At 70.4% G+C, this 17,321-nt stretch carries 15 protein-coding genes; 9 read left to right on the top strand and 6 right to left on the bottom strand.

From position 1 onward, the window contains the following. Positions 1-208 precede the first annotated feature (208 nt). Complete coding sequence (locus WMF12_RS43775) at positions 209-1,510, top strand: L-fuconate dehydratase (RefSeq protein ID WP_437854627.1); 1,302 nt, start codon at positions 209-211, stop codon at positions 1,508-1,510. An 82-nt stretch (positions 1,511-1,592) separates the two neighbouring features. Here WMF12_RS43775 and WMF12_RS43770 read toward each other — a convergent pair whose 3' ends face one another. After that, complete coding sequence (locus WMF12_RS43770) at positions 1,593-2,159, bottom strand: YaeQ family protein (protein ID WP_437326062.1); 567 nt, start codon at positions 2,157-2,159, stop codon at positions 1,593-1,595. Positions 2,160-2,161: 2 nt separating this feature from the next. Here WMF12_RS43770 and WMF12_RS43765 point away from each other — a divergent pair, with 2 nt between their 5' ends. From WMF12_RS43765 to WMF12_RS43750, 4 genes are all read left to right on the top strand, one after another. After that, a complete protein-coding gene (locus WMF12_RS43765; RefSeq protein ID WP_437742644.1) occupies positions 2,162-2,293 on the top strand; it encodes a hypothetical protein in 132 nt (43 codons plus the stop codon). Positions 2,294-2,460: 167 nt separating this feature from the next. Continuing rightward, positions 2,461-4,674: a CotH kinase family protein gene (locus tag WMF12_RS43760; RefSeq protein WP_437854626.1), complete on the top strand. Its 2,214-nt coding sequence runs from the start codon at positions 2,461-2,463 to the stop codon at positions 4,672-4,674. 94 nt (positions 4,675-4,768) lie between these two features. Continuing rightward, the gene (locus WMF12_RS43755) at positions 4,769-5,332 is read left to right on the top strand and encodes a deaminase (RefSeq protein WP_437854625.1); all 564 of its coding nucleotides are present in this window, start codon (positions 4,769-4,771) and stop codon (positions 5,330-5,332) included. Positions 5,333-5,363: 31 nt separating this feature from the next. Then, on the top strand, positions 5,364-6,233 hold the full coding sequence (locus WMF12_RS43750; protein WP_437854624.1) for a phosphodiester glycosidase family protein: 870 nt from the start codon (positions 5,364-5,366) through the stop codon (positions 6,231-6,233). Positions 6,234-6,612: 379 nt separating this feature from the next. On the opposite strand, the gene WMF12_RS43745 is transcribed toward WMF12_RS43750, so the two are convergent. The 3 genes from WMF12_RS43745 to WMF12_RS43735 form a co-directional block, all read right to left on the bottom strand. Next, the gene (locus tag WMF12_RS43745; protein ID WP_437854623.1) at positions 6,613-7,140 is read right to left on the bottom strand and encodes an RDD family protein; all 528 of its coding nucleotides are present in this window, start codon (positions 7,138-7,140) and stop codon (positions 6,613-6,615) included. Positions 7,141-7,261: 121 nt separating this feature from the next. Next, positions 7,262-10,429, bottom strand: a complete 3,168-nt coding sequence (locus tag WMF12_RS43740) for a hypothetical protein (protein ID WP_437854622.1) — start codon at positions 10,427-10,429, stop codon at positions 7,262-7,264. Beyond that, entirely contained in the window at positions 10,387-10,824 is a 438-nt protein-coding gene (locus WMF12_RS43735) for a transposase (protein ID WP_437854621.1), read from the bottom strand. The genes WMF12_RS43740 and WMF12_RS43735 overlap by 43 nt, the downstream gene beginning before the upstream one ends. 1,048 nt (positions 10,825-11,872) lie before the next feature. Here WMF12_RS43735 and WMF12_RS43730 point away from each other — a divergent pair. Further along, complete coding sequence (locus WMF12_RS43730) at positions 11,873-12,535, top strand: hypothetical protein (RefSeq protein WP_437854620.1); 663 nt, start codon at positions 11,873-11,875, stop codon at positions 12,533-12,535. After that, a complete protein-coding gene (locus WMF12_RS43725; RefSeq protein WP_437854619.1) occupies positions 12,511-13,134 on the top strand; it encodes an RNA polymerase sigma factor in 624 nt (207 codons plus the stop codon). Before WMF12_RS43730 ends, WMF12_RS43725 begins: the two co-directional genes overlap by 25 nt. An 84-nt stretch (positions 13,135-13,218) precedes the next feature. Here WMF12_RS43725 and WMF12_RS43720 read toward each other — a convergent pair whose 3' ends face one another. After that, positions 13,219-14,829: a hypothetical protein gene (locus WMF12_RS43720; RefSeq protein WP_437854618.1), complete on the bottom strand. Its 1,611-nt coding sequence runs from the start codon at positions 14,827-14,829 to the stop codon at positions 13,219-13,221. Between the two features lie 480 nt (positions 14,830-15,309). Between WMF12_RS43720 and WMF12_RS43715 the strand changes: the two genes are divergently transcribed. Beyond that, positions 15,310-15,744, top strand: coding sequence for a VOC family protein (locus WMF12_RS43715; RefSeq protein ID WP_437854617.1), 435 nt, complete (start codon positions 15,310-15,312; stop codon positions 15,742-15,744). 396 nt (positions 15,745-16,140) lie between these two features. Beyond that, complete coding sequence (locus WMF12_RS43710; RefSeq protein ID WP_437854616.1) at positions 16,141-16,914, top strand: hypothetical protein; 774 nt, start codon at positions 16,141-16,143, stop codon at positions 16,912-16,914. On the opposite strand, the gene WMF12_RS43705 is transcribed toward WMF12_RS43710, so the two are convergent. Further along, on the bottom strand, positions 16,911-17,318 hold the full coding sequence (locus tag WMF12_RS43705) for a transposase (protein ID WP_437873952.1): 408 nt from the start codon (positions 17,316-17,318) through the stop codon (positions 16,911-16,913). The two genes, WMF12_RS43710 and WMF12_RS43705, sit on opposite strands and share 4 nt — an antisense overlap. Positions 17,319-17,321: the final 3 nt, after the last annotated feature.

Here is a 17,321-nt window from a genome sequence, read left to right as displayed (position 1 = left end):
CTTCGGCCTCGGATTGTGGATGACGCGGCGCATCTCCGTCCCAGCCGCAGCCTCCGCCGATCGCCCGGATCCGCCTTACGCCGCGCGTGCCCCTGCCGCACGAGCCGGTCGATCAGGGGTGTGGGGTCGTGCTCGGCTGGGCTCCATCGGCATCTGACACACGAGGCTATGCCCGCTGTCCGGCGTAGCCCACACGAAGGGGGACCCCATGTCCGTGTACATCACCGATGTCATCGCCCGCGACATCCGCTTTCCGACCTCGCGCTCTCTCGCCGGCTCGGACGCCATGAACCCGAGGCCGGACTACTCGGCGGCCTACGTCGTGCTCGAGACCGATGGCCCGGAGCAGATCGAGGGGCATGGCCTGACCTTCACGATCGGCCGTGGAAACGAGCTCTGCGTGGCGGCGATCGACGCGCTCCGCCCCCTGCTCGTGGGCAGGCGCGTCGACGCCGTGACGGCCGACATGGGCGCTTTCTGGGACGAGATCACCGGCGACAGCCAGCTCCGCTGGGTCGGCCCGGAGAAGGGGATCATCCACCTGGCGACGGCCGCCGTCGTCAACGCCGCCTGGGATCTGTGGGCGAAGACCGCGGGCAAACCGCTCTGGAAGCTGCTCGTGGACATGACCCCGGAGGAGCTCGTCCGCTGCGTCAGCTTCCGCTACATCACGGACGTGCTGAGCCCCGAGGAGGCGCTCGAGATCCTTCGCCGGAACGCGCCTACCCGCGCGGCGCGGGAAGACGAGATGCGGCAGCACGGCTTTCCCGCCTACACGACGTCGGCAGGGTGGATCGGCTACTCCGACGACAAGCTGCGCGAGCTCTGCCGCGAGGCGCTCGCGCGCGGCTTCTCGCATTTCAAGATCAAGGTCGGCGCGAGCATCGATGACGACGTCCGCCGGGCGCAGATCATCCGGGAGGAGATCGGGGCGCAGCGCCGGCTCATGATGGATGCCAACCAGGTGTGGGACGTGGGCCAGGCCATCGCCAGCATGCGGCGCCTCGCCGCGTTCGATCCGTGGTGGATCGAGGAGCCCACGAGCCCCGACGACATCCTCGGCCACGCCGCGATCGCCAGGGCGATCGCGCCGATCGGCGTGGCGACGGGGGAGCACACCCACAATCGCGTCATGTTCAAGCAGATGTTCCAGGCGGACGCGATCCGGTTCTGCCAGGCGGACGGCGCCCGGCTGGGCGGCGTCAACGAGGTGCTCGCCGTGCTGCTCATGGCGGCCAAGTTCGGCGTCCCGGTCTGCCCTCACACCGGCGGGGTCGGCCTCTCGGAGATCATGCAGCACATCTCGCTCTTCGACTACATCTCCGTGAGCGCGTCGCTCGAGGATCGCATCCTGGAGCATGTGGATCACCTCCACGAGCACTTCGTCGATCCGGTCGTCGTCCAGGCTGGCCGGTACATGCCGCCCACCGCGCCGGGGTACAGCACCACCATGAGGCCCGAGTCGCTCGATCGGTTCGAGTTTCCGACCGGCGCGGCGTGGGCGAGGTGAGGCAGGCTGACGACCTGCCGTGCGCCTGCCAGAGCAGCCGAGCGCTCCGGAGGCTAGGACCGGGCCCTTTGTCTCGACGCGATCACGGCTCTTCGAGCCGCGAGCGGACGACCTCGCCGTCGAGCGTGCTGCCGTCGGCCTCGATATAGAGGTGATCGCCCACGATCGTGACCGCCCATTGGCGCCGCAAACCCGTGTTCTCCGCGAGCGCTGCGACGAGGCGGTGGTCGACGGTGGAGAGCGAGATCGCGCCGGTGACCTTGCTCGCGCGCGAGGCGGCCTCACGCGCGCCGGACACGAGCTCGTCGCGCCGGCGCGCGTCCGAAAAGAGCGCGTGAACGGCCACGCCCGCGTTGTGCTGCACGACTCTCTTGAGCTTCTCGAACGGCGCCGCGCCGCACTCGATCCAGGTGAGGACGCGGCCCGCGGGATCGCGCGTCCAGAGGTCCGCCCCCTCGGCGTCGGCGAGCCCTGGGCCGAAGGCGAGGCCCTCCTCGTGAAAGAGGCAATACGCGAGCACCCGCAGCATGACGTGCTCGGCGCTCTCCGACGGGTGGCGGGCGACGATCACCCGCTCGCTCGCCTCGCGGCCGCGATCGACGTGCGAGAGGTCGATGCGGAAGTCCATTCGCGTCGAGGGGAGTGCCATCGATGCTCCCGCTAGCCTCGATGCGCCGCGCCGCCGTCGCCGAACGCGGCTTCGGGCAGCGCCGCTGCCGCTTCTTGTTGCTCTCGCCGCAGGCGGGCATCGAGCACGACAACCCCTGTGTTCAACATCGATGACCTCCGGAGCGCGCCGCTGTTCGCATCGCGCAGGACCGTGCTCCAGCCGAGTACCACGCGAGCGAAGGAGAGCCTATCTGGAACGTGCCTCACGGTCACGTGCTTCGCGCGGGTCTCCCTCGCACGGCTTCGCGATCGTCGGCCGGTGATGGTACAGGGCCTTGTCCATGATGTCCCGCCGCGCCGTGATCGCCGCAGCCGGCCTGTTCTCCGCCGGCGCGCTCGCCCCGGGCCTGGCCCGCGCGGCGGGGCGCGTGCCCGCGCCCCTCCCGGCGTTTCCCCTCTCGATCGCGGTGACGGAGGAGGAGGCGGGGAAGCCGGTGCGCGACGACGCCTGGATCGACGCGCAGATCGCCGAGGCGGTCCGGCTGTTCGAGCCCGCCGGTGTGGCGCTGCGCAAGGTCGGCTCGCGCACGCTCGCCCCGCGGTTTTCGCGGATCGAGACGCGCGAGGACCGGGACGCGCTCGCCTCCGTGCCCCCGCCGCTCAGCCCCCGCCCCGCGCGGCATCCTACCTACTCATCGCGAACCATGCGACACGCGCGGGAAAGGCCTGGATTTCGGCTCGATTCGAGGAGGACGCGAGACCCATCACGCGCTCGTTCGAAATCACGAGCGACCCGAGTAAACTGTGCGGGAATGTTCTACGTGTCGAAGCTCGCAGCGCTGCGGATCGCGGGGGTGTTCGTGTTGGCCTCGCTCGGGGGCTGCTCGAGCGAGGCAAGCAAGGCGAGCGAGGCGAGCGGGGCGAGCGATGACGGGAAACCGCCTGCGCCTGCCCCGAAGTCGCTGGCCGTCGTGTTCACGCCGAAGGGAGGCACCTTCCAGGCGTCCGAGCCCGTGGAGCTCACGGTCGAGGATGAGCGCGCCGCGGTGCACTTCACGACCGACGGCTCGCTGCCCACCGCGAGCTCGCCGGTCTACGTCGAGCCGCTCGTGCTCACCGCGTCCACGCGGGTGCGCGCCCTCGCCGTCGTCCCTCACGCCGCGCCTTCCGGGGCGGGGGGCAACGGGGGGGCGGGGGGCAACGAGGGGGCGGGAGGCAACGGGGGGGCGGGCAGCGACGGGGCCGACCTCCTCGGGCCGATCGCGAGCGAGGCGTATTTCAAGGTCGCCGCCGATAGCGCGGAGTTCAGCTCGGAGTTGCCGATCGTCGTGATCCACACCTTCGAGTCGAAGCAGCTCGACCCGCTCGGAACCGAGTTCGTCCCGGCCACGTTCATGCTGCTCGATCCCAACGCCGGGCAAACCAGGCTCCTGGGCCGCGCGAGCTTCGATGGCCGCATCGGCATCCACGTCCGCGGCGCGACGTCCCGCGAGTTTCCGAAGAAGCAATACGCCGTCGAATTTCGTGACGACGCTCTGGACACCGATCTCGACCGGGAGTTCCTGGGGATGCCGGCGGACTCCGACTGGGTGCTCAGCGATCCGGTGAGCTTCGACCGCTCGCTGATCCGCAATGCGCTCGCCTTCGAGATGAGCAACCGCATCGGCCGGTACGCGCCGCGCACGAGCTTCGTCGAGGTGTTCCTCGTCGACTCGGGGGCCGACGTGGCGAAGAAGAGCTTCCTCGGGTTCTACACGGCGATCGAGAAGATCAAGCGCGGTCGGGATCGTGTCCCGGTGGCCAAGCTCTCGGCCGACGATCTCACGGAGCCGAACGTGACCGGCGGCTTCCTCTTGCGCATCGACAAGGGCGACGATCAATTCAAGGCCGCCGGCCAGGACCTCCAGTTCGTGTACCCCGATCCCGAGGACATGCTGGCCCCCGCGCGAAGGCCGCAGCTCGACTACATTCGCGGTTACATCGACGACTTCGGTCAGGCCGTCGACGCGGATGACTTCAAGCAGCCCAGCAGCGGCAAACACTATTCGAGCTTCATCGATCAAGACGCCTTCATCGACCACAACATCATCAACGCCCTGACGAAGAACGTCGATGCCCTGCGGATCAGCACGTACTTCTTCAAAGATCGACAGGGCCTCCTCTCGGCCGGTCCCGTGTGGGACTTCGACCGGAGCCTCGGAACGCCCTACGATGAACGCGCGTTCGAGCCGGAGGAGTGGAAGCTCGAGGGCTCCGACGGGACCGACTACTTCACGGAGGGCTGGTGGGGGTCGCTGTTCCGCGATCCGGCGTTCAAGGCGCGGTACAAGGCACGTTTTTTGGCGCTGCTCCAGGGCGAGCTCGCGCGCGACAAGCTCGACGCCATGGTGGACGGCCTGGTGCGCAAGGCGGGAGCTCCGGCCGTGGAGAGGAACTTCGCGCGCTGGCCGGATTCCCCGCCTCTCAATGGGTCCCACGACGCCGAGATCAGCCTGCTCAAGGACTTTCTCCGCAGGCGGGCCAGCTGGATTCGCGACCAGCTCATGACGTGGTGAACGTGCGTTTCATGAGCGCGGCCCACGCGACGTAGCGCGACGTTGCGAACAACTCCCCGTCGAGCAGCCGCCCGAGGGCAAGACCGAGATCAGGATGAGCAACGACGTTGAGAAATGGATGCGCCTGGCGATCGAGGAGGCCGAGCGGGCGCGCGGAGGAACGGGCGACAACCCTTGGGTCGGCTGCGCGATCGTGAGCGCCGCCGGGGAGCTCCTCGGCAGCGGGCATACCCTGGGGCCGGGTGAAGATCACGCGGAGATCGCCGCGGCACGCGCGGCGCACGCGCGCGGACTCAGCGTGGTCGGAGCGACGCTCTATTCGACCCTCGAGCCCTGCTCGTTCCACGGCCGCACGCCGGCGTGCTCGCGATCGATCATCGAGCGCGGCGTGGCCCGCGTCGTGATCGGGATGAACGACCCGAACCCGCGCGTCGACGGCGAAGGCGTTCGCATCCTGCGCGGAGGGGGCGTCGAGGTCGTGGAGGGCGTATGCGAAGCAGAAATCCGCCGGCAGCTCGGGGGTTGGGTGCTCGATCACCATCCTCACGAGCCGCTGCGGCGCGCGCTGACCTTGCCGGCATCGGATCGCGTCCCGCGGCTCGCGGAGATCTACGGCGTCGATCAGCCCCGAATCGAGGCGCTGCTCGCGAAGCGGTAGAGATCGCACAGAGACCGAGCAGAGCAGGGTCGTGACGCTCCGCGCTTCCCCGAAGGCGCTTCTGTCGATGGCGGGGCTCGCGCTCCTCGGCGCCGCTGCGCTCGCGTCGCGGCGCCCCGCGCCGAGCGCGCCCGCTCTCCCGGGGGCGAGCGTGCTCGCTCCAGCTGCGCCGAGCGCGCCCGCTCCTGCGGAGCCCCCGCCGCCCGCTCCCGCGACGCTTTCCCGCCCGGAGGGCCCGGCGGCCGGCGCCCCCGTCCAGCCCGAGGTGATGACCGTCGAGGGAGAGGACTACCGCGTCCATGTCTTCGCGTTCCGCCTCGCGAACGCCCATTTCGAGGTCGTCGACGTCGCGATGTCGCGCGACGTGGCAGGGGTGCTCGAACGCACCCGCGCGTCGTTCGTCATCAACGGTGGCTTCTTCGATCGACAGAGGAGACCCGAGGGGCTCGTCGTGGTCGATGGCCGGGAGCTCGCGCCGCTCGCGCCCTCGCTCGGGGGCGGCGTGCTGGTGGTCTCCGGCGGCCGCGCCGCCCTGCACGACGCCGCCGGGTTCGTCCTTTCGCCCGGCGCTCACCTCGCGGTGCAGGGGCTGCCGCGGCTGGTGCTCTCCGGCAGCCGGAACGTGCGCAGCGACGGCGGCCCGCGGGCGGAGCGGACCGCGCTGTGCGTGCTCGACAGGGGGCGGCGCATGGAGGCCATCGTCGCGCGCGGGGACATGGCGCAGAGCGGGCCCACGCTGGGGCTGCTCGCCGACATGCTGGTGGCGCGCGGATGCGAGCAGGCCCTCAACCTGGACGGCGGACCCTCGACCGGCGTGGCGTGGCGCGAGGACGGCGGCGCGCGCGAGATGGCGCCGCGAGGGCCGATCCGGCACGCGATCGCGGTGCGGCTGGATCCCTGACAGGGGAATGCGGTTCTGAGGCCGGAGTGGACCGCTCGCGTCCTCTGCAGCGCGACGGCCAGCGGCTGGCCTGCCTGCGGCGCCTCTCCGGACGGCGCCTTCCGGGTACGATATGGGGCGCGGGTCAGGGCGCGGCGACGGGCGCGAGGACGAAGCGAACGGTCGAATAGATGTCGTTCCGGATGAAGAACCGGTAATCGCCGGCGGCGAGATCGTAACTCGCTGCATTGGACACCGCTTCACATGAGGTATTGCAGCCGGCGCACTTCTGGAAGCCCGCCGGCTCCGGGCCGCCGGAAAGACCTTCGAAGAAGCTGATGCTACGTGCGCGTGCTCGTAGCGGCTGCGCGCCCGCCGCTCGCTCGTATGCCGCTCGGGCCTACTCGCTTCGGTCCAGCTTCACGACGCGGGTGCCCGCGATGTGATCATGCACGCAGCGCCGATCCTTGCGAAAGATGAACAACACGTTGACGATGCCGAGGACGCCGCCCACGTACGGGATCAGAGCCACGACCGACATCGGCAGGAGCCGCCGCACGACGATCGTGCCGAAGGCCGCGCGCTTGCCGTCGCTGGCGTTGACGATCTGTATGCCCAGCGTCTTCTTGCCGATGGTCTGCGCGCTGCGGGCGAGGAACGTGCCGTGCAGAACCAGGGTGATCGCGAACCCCGCCAGCCCCCACAACAACGACTGCGGAAACGGCGGCTCGGAGACCTTCGGAAAGTCGCGATAGACGCCGGCAAAATACTGCAGCGGGACGATGATGATGATGGCCAGAACCCCGTCGATCATCGCCGCCCAGAAGCGCGACATGCGCGACGCGCTGCCATCGTAGGCTCGCTCCGAGTCAGCCATCGGCTCGAGCGAGGTCGGCGGTTGATACGGGTTGGGAGCGGAGTGGTCCATGGCTCATGCAACGCCGACCGCAGCCGCGCGTCAATCGGCAACCGGGGTTGCGTCCGTCACCGGCAATGAAACGCAACCCCCATCCCGCAGACCACGCCGACGCCGGCCGCGCGAATCGAAGCTAGGCGTCCGCCAGCAGCAAGCGCTCGGCGGCGTCGGCGTGCATTGCGCGGATGGCGTCGAGCCGAGCGCGCCATGCGGGGCTGTCTCGGAGTTGCTTCTCGACCTGCAGCGACAGCTCGGCAGCCGACAGCGCGGCCGCCAGCCCGCCATGCTGGATGAGCCAATCGATCAGGGAGGCTGCGAGCCCGGAGTCCTTCAGCTTGCCGGTGGAGGGGATCCGACGCGCAGGCTGTTCGTCTACAAGGGCCAGATACTCCGACCATAGCTCCTTGGCGAACCTGACCTCGACAAGATCGACGTCGAGGATCTCCTTCAGCGAGGCGGCAGCGATGAGGCGCAGGCCTGCAGCCTTCTGAGCCAGGCCGAGCGCAATCCGGAACGCCCGTGGCCTGGGCGCGAGCCGTGCCAGTCGGGCCGCGGCCCAGGTCCGACTGCCGCTCGCTGCGGCGACGAGCCGGGCCAGCGCCGCCTGCCAGTGGGGTAATCCGGCGTCGTCGGGAAGGCGGCTCAATGAGTCGACAGTCTGGACCAGGACGCGGCCGGAGGTGCGCGCCTCGGCGAGGAGCCTGGTAGCCAGACCGAGCCCCTCCGAGCACAGGTCATGCTGGGCAATGCAGACGCCCGCTGCCGTGGAAGCGATTCGCTCGTCGCCGCACTCGACCAGCACCTCGGCCAGGGCCACGAAGCCGCGCGCCACCGCGGGTCGCGCCTGCGACTCGTTCGGGAACAGGAGCCTCGACCCGGGGTTGAGCAGCGGCCACGTATCCGGCACCGTCGTGATGCCGTCGATCAGCACCTGTCGGACGTCGGCCTGGTCGACGAAGCGCAGCAACCCCGCGAGGATGTCCGGCCGGATGCTGGGGTGCAGGTCCTCGGACCGCCACGCCTCCATCAGGAGGTCGCGAGCCTCCACGGTCGCGGCGGCTGAGACCCTGCCGGCGGCGTTCTTGCGGTTGACCACCGCGCAGTCCTTCGACAGCAGCAGCTCACGGTACGGCGCCAGATCGAGCGGGCCGGGCATGCGCTCGGACAGCACGTTGAGGGCGCTCATCGCCGCGCGACCCACCACGCCGGATCTTCGCGCGCGCTCCAGGAACAGCCGCCGGAGCTCGGCGGTCGGCGGAGCGATCCGGGCGCACCGCGCCAGGATCGCGGCGGCGACCGGCCCGGCCGCTCCCGGCAGCAGCTCGAGCAGCAGCGGCGCGTCCTCGACGCGGCCGATGGCCTTGACGCGCCTCGAGAGATCGAGGCTGGCGTCCCGCGCCACCCGCAGGAGATGCTGCGTGAAGCGCCTGCGCTGGGAGGGCGTCCACCGCCCGGGGGCCGATCGTGAGATCACCGCCACCAGATCGGTCTTGTGGGGATCGGTCGTGTCGTCCCGATCCAGCAGCTCGTCGACCAGGGCAGTCTCCTTCAAGCTGATCTCCGGGACGTACCTCATCACCTCGTCCAGCGGCCCGCCGCACGTGACGGGCTTGCGCGGAGGCAGCGGCGTCTTCGGTGTTCTTCCGAGGAGCAGGTCCAGGATGAGCCGCTCCGCCTCGGGCTCGTAGCGACCGACCGCCACCGGTCCCAGCATGGGTGTGGTGCCGTCGAGGCGCACGCCCTCGTAGGCCGCATGGAGCTGGGCGGCGAGACCTTCGGCGATGCGCAGCGGGCTGGGCAGAACCTCCATCGACGGCTTCTGGCCGGGCGCCGGCGCCTTATCGGCGCGCCAGCGCACCCGGGGATCCAGGCGAATTTGAACCAGGAGCCCGAGCAGCTGCGCCGCGCGCGTGATGCTGTCCCGGAGGATCGCTTCGCCGATGGCCTTGTGCACGGCCCGCTCGGCCTGGGCCAGGGTGGTTGCGTTCGACTCGCGCGACTGCACGGTGGTGAGCAGGGCGTCCCTATAGGTCTGCACAGGGATCTCCGAGACCTGACGATCGGACAGCTGGGCCAGCTCGGCCATGACCAGATGGCGGCTGGAGCCATGCCATGCCGGCTCCACCTCGGCGAGAACGGACGCGCAGGTCGCCGGGTCGGCGCCGCGGCGGAGCGAACGCACCAGCGCGACCATCCGCGCCGCGCGCTCGCCCCGGTCCCTGGCCGCGCCCAGCGCCTCGTGCTCGGATCGCAGCTGGGCAAGGTCGAGGTGCTTCTCGATGGCCTGAAGCCGCTTGCGCCGGGTGTCCGGATCGACGGGAGGACTCAGGGCTGCCGCCGTGAGCCGCGTGACGCTCGCCGGTGGCATCGTGGCCAGCCGCGCGTCCATGCCACGACGGGGCGACCATGCCGCCTTCGCTGCCTGTTCCAGCTCAGCGCCAAGGAGACGTTCGCGCTCGGTGAGGGGCAGGAAGCGGAAGAGCGGATCGGCGGAGGCGTCGAGGGGCTGGCACCGGCTCCGGAGCTCCAGCACATCCTCGGCCGGCAGCGTCGAGATCGGCGGCGATCCGGAGGGAAGCGGACCGCTTGCGAGAGAGACAGTCCAGTCGTTCCGGCGCAGGACCTCGAGCAGCTCGGCCGGGCAAGCCGTCGCCAGGGCGTGGATCGCCCTTGCATGCAAGGCATCCCGCCGCACGAGCAGCGCCACGGCCTCCCTGGGAAATCGGGTGCAGAACAGCGTGCCCTCGTCCGCCGTGATCTTACGCCTCGTCGCCAGCGCCACCCGAAGGCCCCGCTCCGGCGCGCGCGTCACCAGCTCGCGCCACGCGGCCTCGTGCTCGGCCGCGTGATGTTCCAGCGTGTCGAGATCGCATATCGCGAAGAGGCGTGTCGCGAGCCCCACACCATGCCTGGCGATGACCAGGGGAATGACCGCCGTCGCCTGGGCGACGAGACGGTGCCTTTGCATGATCAAGACCACCCCGCGGGCCTCGCGGCGATTCCCCTCGCGCAGCACCTGGAGCAACGCTTCGTCCGACACCGGCACCCGGCGCGCCGAGGAAAGCGCGGCCCGACGCATCATGGGGTCGCGTAGCGCCCTCTCGATGCGCGCCACGTCCCGGCGATAGGTCGCCAGGTCCAGCGCCAGCCGCCGCTCGTCGCCGTCGCCCGCATCCAGCGCAGCCATGACTGAATCGGCCGTGGCCTGATCCCAGCCGCGTGCGAGCAGGGCAAGCGCCCGCCCCCGCTTCGCGAAGCTCAGGCTTCCGAGCCGACGGACCTCCGACAGCGGTTCCACCATGCGCCGAGTCTAGACGAACGCGACGACCACGTGTGGGGCGTCGCGGCTCCCGCTGATGCTGGTGCAGGCGACGCAGGCGCAGGCGCAGGCGCAGGCGCGGGTGCAGCGGGCCGAGGCACGTGGCCCGGGCACGGTTCAGGCTTCGCGGCGCGCGCGGGGGGTTTGGGCGTCGCGGGAGAGCGCAACGACGAGCGAGGCGCGAACACGCCATGGTACCTCACAAGCGGGAGCTTCGGCGTAGGAATCAAAGCCGCGAGCCGGGCCATGAACTCCGTTGGACTCATGACGCGGTGAGTGCGTCCCCGCCGAGGTGTCTTCAGCAAGTACGCTATCCGCCCATCGGGCATGAGCTCGATTCGATCGAGCGCGAAGGCCGTGCGGGTGCAGTACCGCACGAGCCTCTCGCGACCCTGGTGGCATGCACGTCCAATCCGTTGGTTCTCTTTATCGGCGCTCTCCTTTCTGGGTCCTTGTCTGCCAAACCCAAGGTTCCCCTCGACGGAGGGAGAGCGCCATCCTGCCGTTACCTGAGATCGCCCGGCCGACTGCTTTCCATGGCAGCCGACCTCGTGTTGCCCTCCCTCCTGCCCCGAGCCCGAGCCCTCAGCGAAGCGCCCCTCCGCCGTCGCCCACGCTGCCGTGCAGGGGCACCGCGCGGAGTGCGGATCCAGGCCGCCGCAGGCGCTCGCGCAGCGGCGCAGCGCCTGGAGGCGCGCGAGTACGGTGCCCCCCTCGCCAGGCGACGGCGGAGCTCCTCCGACGTGTCCGGTTGCGCGGCCTCGATCGGCAGCTGCGGGAACCAGCAGGCGAACTTCTGGACGAAGGCCGGCTCCTCGGCTCCGTCGCGGTGGCGCTGGCCGCGCAGCGCACCGGTGCTCCGCTGGCGCCCGCCCTGGCGCCTCTTACGGATACCCCCGATCCTTTCTCACGAAATCGTCACCCATCCGCCGGCAGCCCAGGTAGCCTCCGCGCGCTGCGCGTCCGATCGGCGGTCGCGACGCCGTCGAGGTGAGCGTGCGGCGAAGGTCGTCACTCGGGCACGATCTCCCGCTTGACACAGCGGCGTCGCCTCGCGCGCGTGCGCGCGTGTCACAGGTCGACCCGCCGGGCCAAGAAAACGGACGACATCCGCGGACCGGCCCTGGTACCCTCCCGGCCATGCTCTCCATCGAACCGCCGGATCCCCACATCGTTTCCCATTGGTTCGCGCAGTTCCTGGCCGTGTTCGGCTTCGGGCTGGGCATCGTGCGCCGCCACCGGCGCCCGCGCTCCTAAGGCACCTCTCCGCCGGCTGCTCCGGCGCCCGCCCGACTCGCTCTCCCTTCGCCGCCTCCCGCTGATCTGCCTCGGGTTTTTGGCCTCCTTGGCCTGGCCAAGTAGCCTCGCCCGCATGTTGCTCCCCACGTCCGGCCCTTCGCTGGCGGCGGGGCGGGTGGTTGGGCCATGAACCTGGTGCTCCTGGCCTATGCGGCGACCGCGGGGGCGGCCGCGCTCGCGTGGGCTATCGCGCGTCGGAAGCCCGATCACCGGCCGATCGCCTGGCTCCTGACTCTCTACCTGCTCGCGAACCTCGGTCGGCGCGCGCTGCGGGAGCTCGTCATCGCGCCGGCGCGCGACGCCATCCGGGCGCAGGGCCTTGATCCAGCGGCCATCCCGTTCATCGGTTGGGAGCGCGTGGCGGTCGATATCGACGGCGCTCTGTTCATCGCCTGGCCCGCCGGCGTCGCCGCGCTCGCGATCTGGGTCTTCACGAAGCGCCGGCCCTGGGGCGTCCTGATCGCCTACGCAACCGCCATGGCCTTCATGGTGGCGACCTACCCGCGCGGCGCAGACCTCCAGCGTCTCTATCTGGCCGTCGAGCTCGCGGCGATGTGCGCGTCGCTCGGATGTCTCCTGGTCTGGTTTCGGTCGCGTGAGCCGCTGTCGCTCAAGGCGGTTGCAACCGGCATCATCGTCTCTGTCGAGCTCGCGATGGTCACGGGTGGGCCCTACCGCGGCAACATCTTCCTGACCTGGCAGAGAGCCCAGCAGATCCTCATCGTGATGTTCATGGCCCTCATCGCGGTCCACCTGGCGAGCATATGGCGGTCTCGGGATTCGACGTAGCGCTATGCCATCTCGTCCTCTTCGCGCTCGCGGCCATCTACCGCGCGGGGCGGGACTTCGCGGCAAGGCGCCTTGCGTCTGCCGAGCTCGCCGCGCAGGTGGGCCTCGTCCGCGCCCTCGTCGCGCGTTACCTTCGAGGTACCCGGGCGACACGCGAGGACGTCAAAGACCTCGCGCAAGACGTCCTCCTCGCAGCGTGGGAGGCTTCGGAGGAGGGCCGCTACCGCCCCGACCCGGACGTGCAGCCCGCGGAGGCGCTTCGTGTCTGGCTGCGGGCGCTGGCCTATCACCGCGTCCGCCATCACCTCGAGAGTGCCCGGGTGCACCGCGAGGAGATCGTTGCGGCCCCGCCGCACGCGGTACACGAGGCGCCGACTCCCGATCAGACCATCGAGCGCGAGGAGATGCGCCGGGCCTTCCTCGAGGCCTTGCACCAGCTGCCCGAACACGAGGGCGCGGTGATCGCAGCTCACGACATGTTCGAGATGTCGATGGAGGAGGCTGCCGAGCAGCAGGACGCGCCGGTCAGCACGGCCTACCGCTGGCGCGCCCGCGGGATCGCGGCGCTAACCCGGGCGCTTCGTCCGCGGCGAGGATGAGGAGCGGCGCTGCGTCGAGAAGAGCCGGTGAGGCGCCGCCGCGGCGCTCCTCGCCGAGTGCGCGCCGAGATCCCGAGGCCGGCTTCAGTGCGTAGCTCCACCGTCCGCGATCGGGCCGCCCCCGGGCGCCGGCCGCACGTAGAGGGTGCCTTTCAGGCCCCCCGCAGCTGCCTCGCGGTAGTGGTGCTCGCGGGCGTACCGGAGGAGCGGGGCCTCGAGACCGTGCTCGGTCTCGAAGCCGACGAGGATGGCCCCAGGGGGCTCGCGCTCCAGGAGCTCACCAATCGTCAGGGGTGAGGTCGCCACCACGGCGGCACGGACGGATGCGGGGACGAGGTCGCCGACGCGGTAGAGGAACGCGCCCGTCGCGAGCTCCGGATAGACGGGGAGGCCCCCTTCCACGGCGTAAAGAGGGAAGAGCGTCGCCACCCTCCCCGACGCGGCGCGCGCGCCGCCCGCCGCGACGATCGCGTCGCGGAGCCTCAGGCCCTCGGCGTGGACCTCCGCCGGCCTCCAGCCGGTGGGCCGCGCGAGGTGCGGGAGGTAGCGAGCGAGCCGGACCCCGTGGAAGAGGGCCACGGCGATCGCGAGCGCCGACCAGACGCGCAGCCAGGGGCTCGCCGGGCGCTGCGCGAGCGAGCGATAACAGGCGGCGCCGGCGAGCAGCGACAAGGGGACGACCATCATGAAGTAATGTCCCCAGACCGGAGAGGTCACGAGGGCGGTCACGAAGGCGGCGCCGGCGAGCGATGCCAGGGCGGCTGCGTCGGTCGGGAACACGGTACGAAGGGGACGTCGATCCCTCCAGGCGGTCCAGGCAACGACGAGGACCAGCGCCGCCAGGAGGGCGACGAGCATGCCCGCCGTCGGCATCGCCAGCACGTCCCAGAGGGCCCTCGCCTTGCCAGACAGCGAGGTATAATGGTGACTTTCCATGACGCGCCACCGCGAGTTCACCGTGTGATACGTGATCACGTTGAACACGAAGACCCGCCCCTCGCGCGCGAGCTCGATGAGGACGGGGGCCAGGCCGAGCATCGCGCCGCCGAGGTAGGAGAGGAACGGCGCCCCGAGGCGATCCCGCGGCGGAGCCGCCTGCGAGCACGCGAGCAGCAGGACGGGTGACAGCGCGAGGAGCGGCGCGTGATAGATCTTGGTCGAGACCCCCAGGGCCACGAGGAACCCGGCCAGCAGCGCGCGGCCCAGGCGCGGAGGCGCGGGCGCCCCGGGGGGCGGGAGCAGGCAGCACACCCCCGCGACGCAGAGGGTGAGCGCTGCCATGTCGTTGCACGACGACCCCGCGCGCTGCCCGATGACATGGTTGCCGGCGAAGAGCGTGGCCGCGAGGGCGGGCGCCGCCCGGTGGGAGGGGCCGAGCAGCCGCCGCGTTGCCGCGTAGATCGCGACGACGCCCGTGAGCAGGAAGCAGAATGTCACCACGCGCGCGACGTGGAGGTAATCGTGGCCCGGCGCAGCGCTCCGGAACAGGGCGGCGTAGAGGAGCGGCAGCACCGGCGCTTGAAGATAGGCAAAATCGCCGTACAGCTCGCCGTCCTGGGCCAGAGCCCCGGCGGTGACGTACATGCTCTCGTCGCTGAGCAACGTGCCCGACATGCAGTAGGCGAAGAGCGCCGGGGCGATCGCGAGGAAGTAGATGCTCTGGACAGCGCGCGGGCTACCCACGTTAAGCTGCATGGCTCCCTCCCGATGGGACTCGTCATAGCTAGCCATTCGCCGGCGCACCGCGCAAGCGATGAGCGCTGCGCGACGGGCGGGACTCCGGCGGCGGCAGACTGCGCCCACGACACACACTCCAGCTCGTTGAGGCCCACGCGCCTCTGGAACCCAGGGTTAGAGCAGGTCAGTGCGCGTCGCAACAGGAGCAGGCGTCTTTGGGAGTGACGTCCGAAACGCTCTCCCGCCACGTCCGTGGCCGTCGCTGCTCGCGACGACGGAGACCGAATCCCCAGCAGCGTGGGCGCGCGGCACCTCGCGATCATCGCACGCGGAGCCCCTCGGAGGTGTCCACCACGAGCGAGTGATTCCCCATGGTGTAGCCCGGCGTGTGCATGAGGGCAACGCCGTCGCCGAGCATCACGCGCCGGGGCGCGGCCCCGCTGCTCCCGCGTCTGCTCGTCTGCTACGCTGCCGGGGAGTAAAGAAGGGGAGTTTATGATGAAACCGATGATGACCCACGTCGCGCTCCACGTAGGCAGCCTCGACGCGACGATCGCCTTTTATCGCGAGTTCTGCGGGCTCAAGGTGGTTCACGAGCGCAGCGACGCCGGCACGCGGGTCGCCTGGCTCGCCGAGGACGGGAAGGAGCGGACGTTCGTCCTGGTGATGATCGAGGGCGGCCAGCGCGCGCCGCAGGCGCCGGAGGACATGAGTCATTTCGGGTTTGCGCTCGAGAGCCGCGCCGCGGTCGACGAGATCGCGCGCCGCGGCGGAGCGCACCTCGCCTGGCCGCCCAAGGAGCTGCCCTATCCGGTGGCTTATTTCTGCGCGCTCAAGGACCCGGACGGCAACTACGTCGAGTTCTCCTACGGCCAGCCGCTCGGGCCCGGGGCCGAGGCGCACGACGCGGCGTTGCTGGAGGCTTCGGGTTGAACCAACCAGGGTCGACCCCACGTCGACCCCTCCGGGGCCCCTCCATGCCCCCGCCGCTCAGCCCCCGGCCCGCGCGGCGCGCCTTGGCCGGCCGGGCTCACGCCGCCCCTCCAAGGCGCCGCGCGCCTGCGGGAAGATCGCCGGCCAGCCCCGGCCATGCGCCGCACCGTCGTTGTAGGTTGGCGCGATGGGGCGGATAGGAAACCGTAGAACTTTCGCCCGTATCAAGCCCCGCCGGGACGGCGCCTGACGAGCTGCTTTTGTTTTGGCCCATCAGACACCCGCTTGCCCCGTCGCAGGGCTGGGGCGGCGTGCTCCAGGCCTCGTGGACCGCGGCGTGAGCCGCGCCTCGTTGTGCCAGATGGAAACGGGCTCCGCGTACTCGTCGCTCGTGACGTGCGTGACGCGATACACCATGGTGAAGCGGCCCGGGCGCGCCAGAGCTTCAAGCATAACCCGGAACGCCTCGGCCCTCGTGCTATTCTCGAGCGCGTGGGGCAGCCTACCCGCGTCGCACCCGCTCTGATCCTGGTCGGGGTCTCCGCGTTTCTCGTCCTCACCGCGCTCGCCGCGGCCGCGTATCCGGGCGGCACCTTCTGCGACGCGAACGCGCCCGGCTACGAATTCTGGGGCAACTTCTTCTGCGACCTCACGCAGCCCGTGACCCAGCGCGGGGTGGAGAACACGCGCGCGCGCTCGCTCGCGCAGGCCTCGTTCGTCTGCTTTTCCCTCGCGCTCGTCCCGTTCTGGTGGGTTCACGGCGCCCTGCTCGGCGGCCGGCTCGGCGGCACGGTTCGGGTGCTCGGGCTGCTCTCCGCCGCCGGCACGAACCTGATCGCGTGGCTGCCGTCCGTGGTCTCGCCGCTGCTCCACGAAGTGTCGGTATTCGTCGCGACGATCCCCGGGCTGCTGGCGACGCTCCTGGGCGTGACCGGCGCGTTTGCACGGGGCAATGCGGGCGAAAGCCGCTCGTCACCGTTGCGCTTTTCGGCGTGGCTCGGTGCGTTTTCGCTCGCGCTCGGCAGCGCGGACGCCGCGTACTACGCGTATGCGATCGCGGTGCCGGGCTGCCACGTCTTTTTGCCAGCGCTTCAGAAGCTCGCGGCGCTTTCGGTGATCGGATGGATGGGCACGATTGCGCGCGTGGGTGCCGCGCGTGGGGCGCGCTAGCGCGTCGGTGTCAAGCCGCGCGGGGACGGCGCCTGGCGAGCCGTTTTTGGCCCATCAGACCCCCGCTTGCCCCGTCGCAGGGCTGGGGCGGCGTGCTCCGGGCGCAGCCGTGCCTCGACGACGGCGGCCGGGGGTTTGGGCGTCACGAGAGAGCGCCACGACGAGCAAGGCGCGATCACGCCATGGTACCTCACAAGCGGGAGCTTCGGCGTAGGAAACAAAGCCGCGGGCCGGGCCATGAACTCCATTGGACTCATGACGCGGTGAGTGCGTCCCCGCCGAGGTGTCTTCATCAAGTACGCTATGCCCCCGCCGGGCAGGAGCTCGATTCGATCGAGTGCGAAGGCCGGGCGGATGCAGTACCGCACGAGCCTCTCGCGACCCTGATCGTCATCCGCGGCGATGGC

Origin of the sequence: Sorangium sp. So ce363, assembly GCF_051520435.1 — a bacterium.
Taxonomy (GTDB): domain Bacteria; phylum Myxococcota_A; class Polyangia; order Polyangiales; family Polyangiaceae; genus Sorangium; species Sorangium cellulosum_B.
Note: the sequence above shows the minus strand (reverse complement) of the source record. Positions and strands in the feature narration are given on the sequence as shown.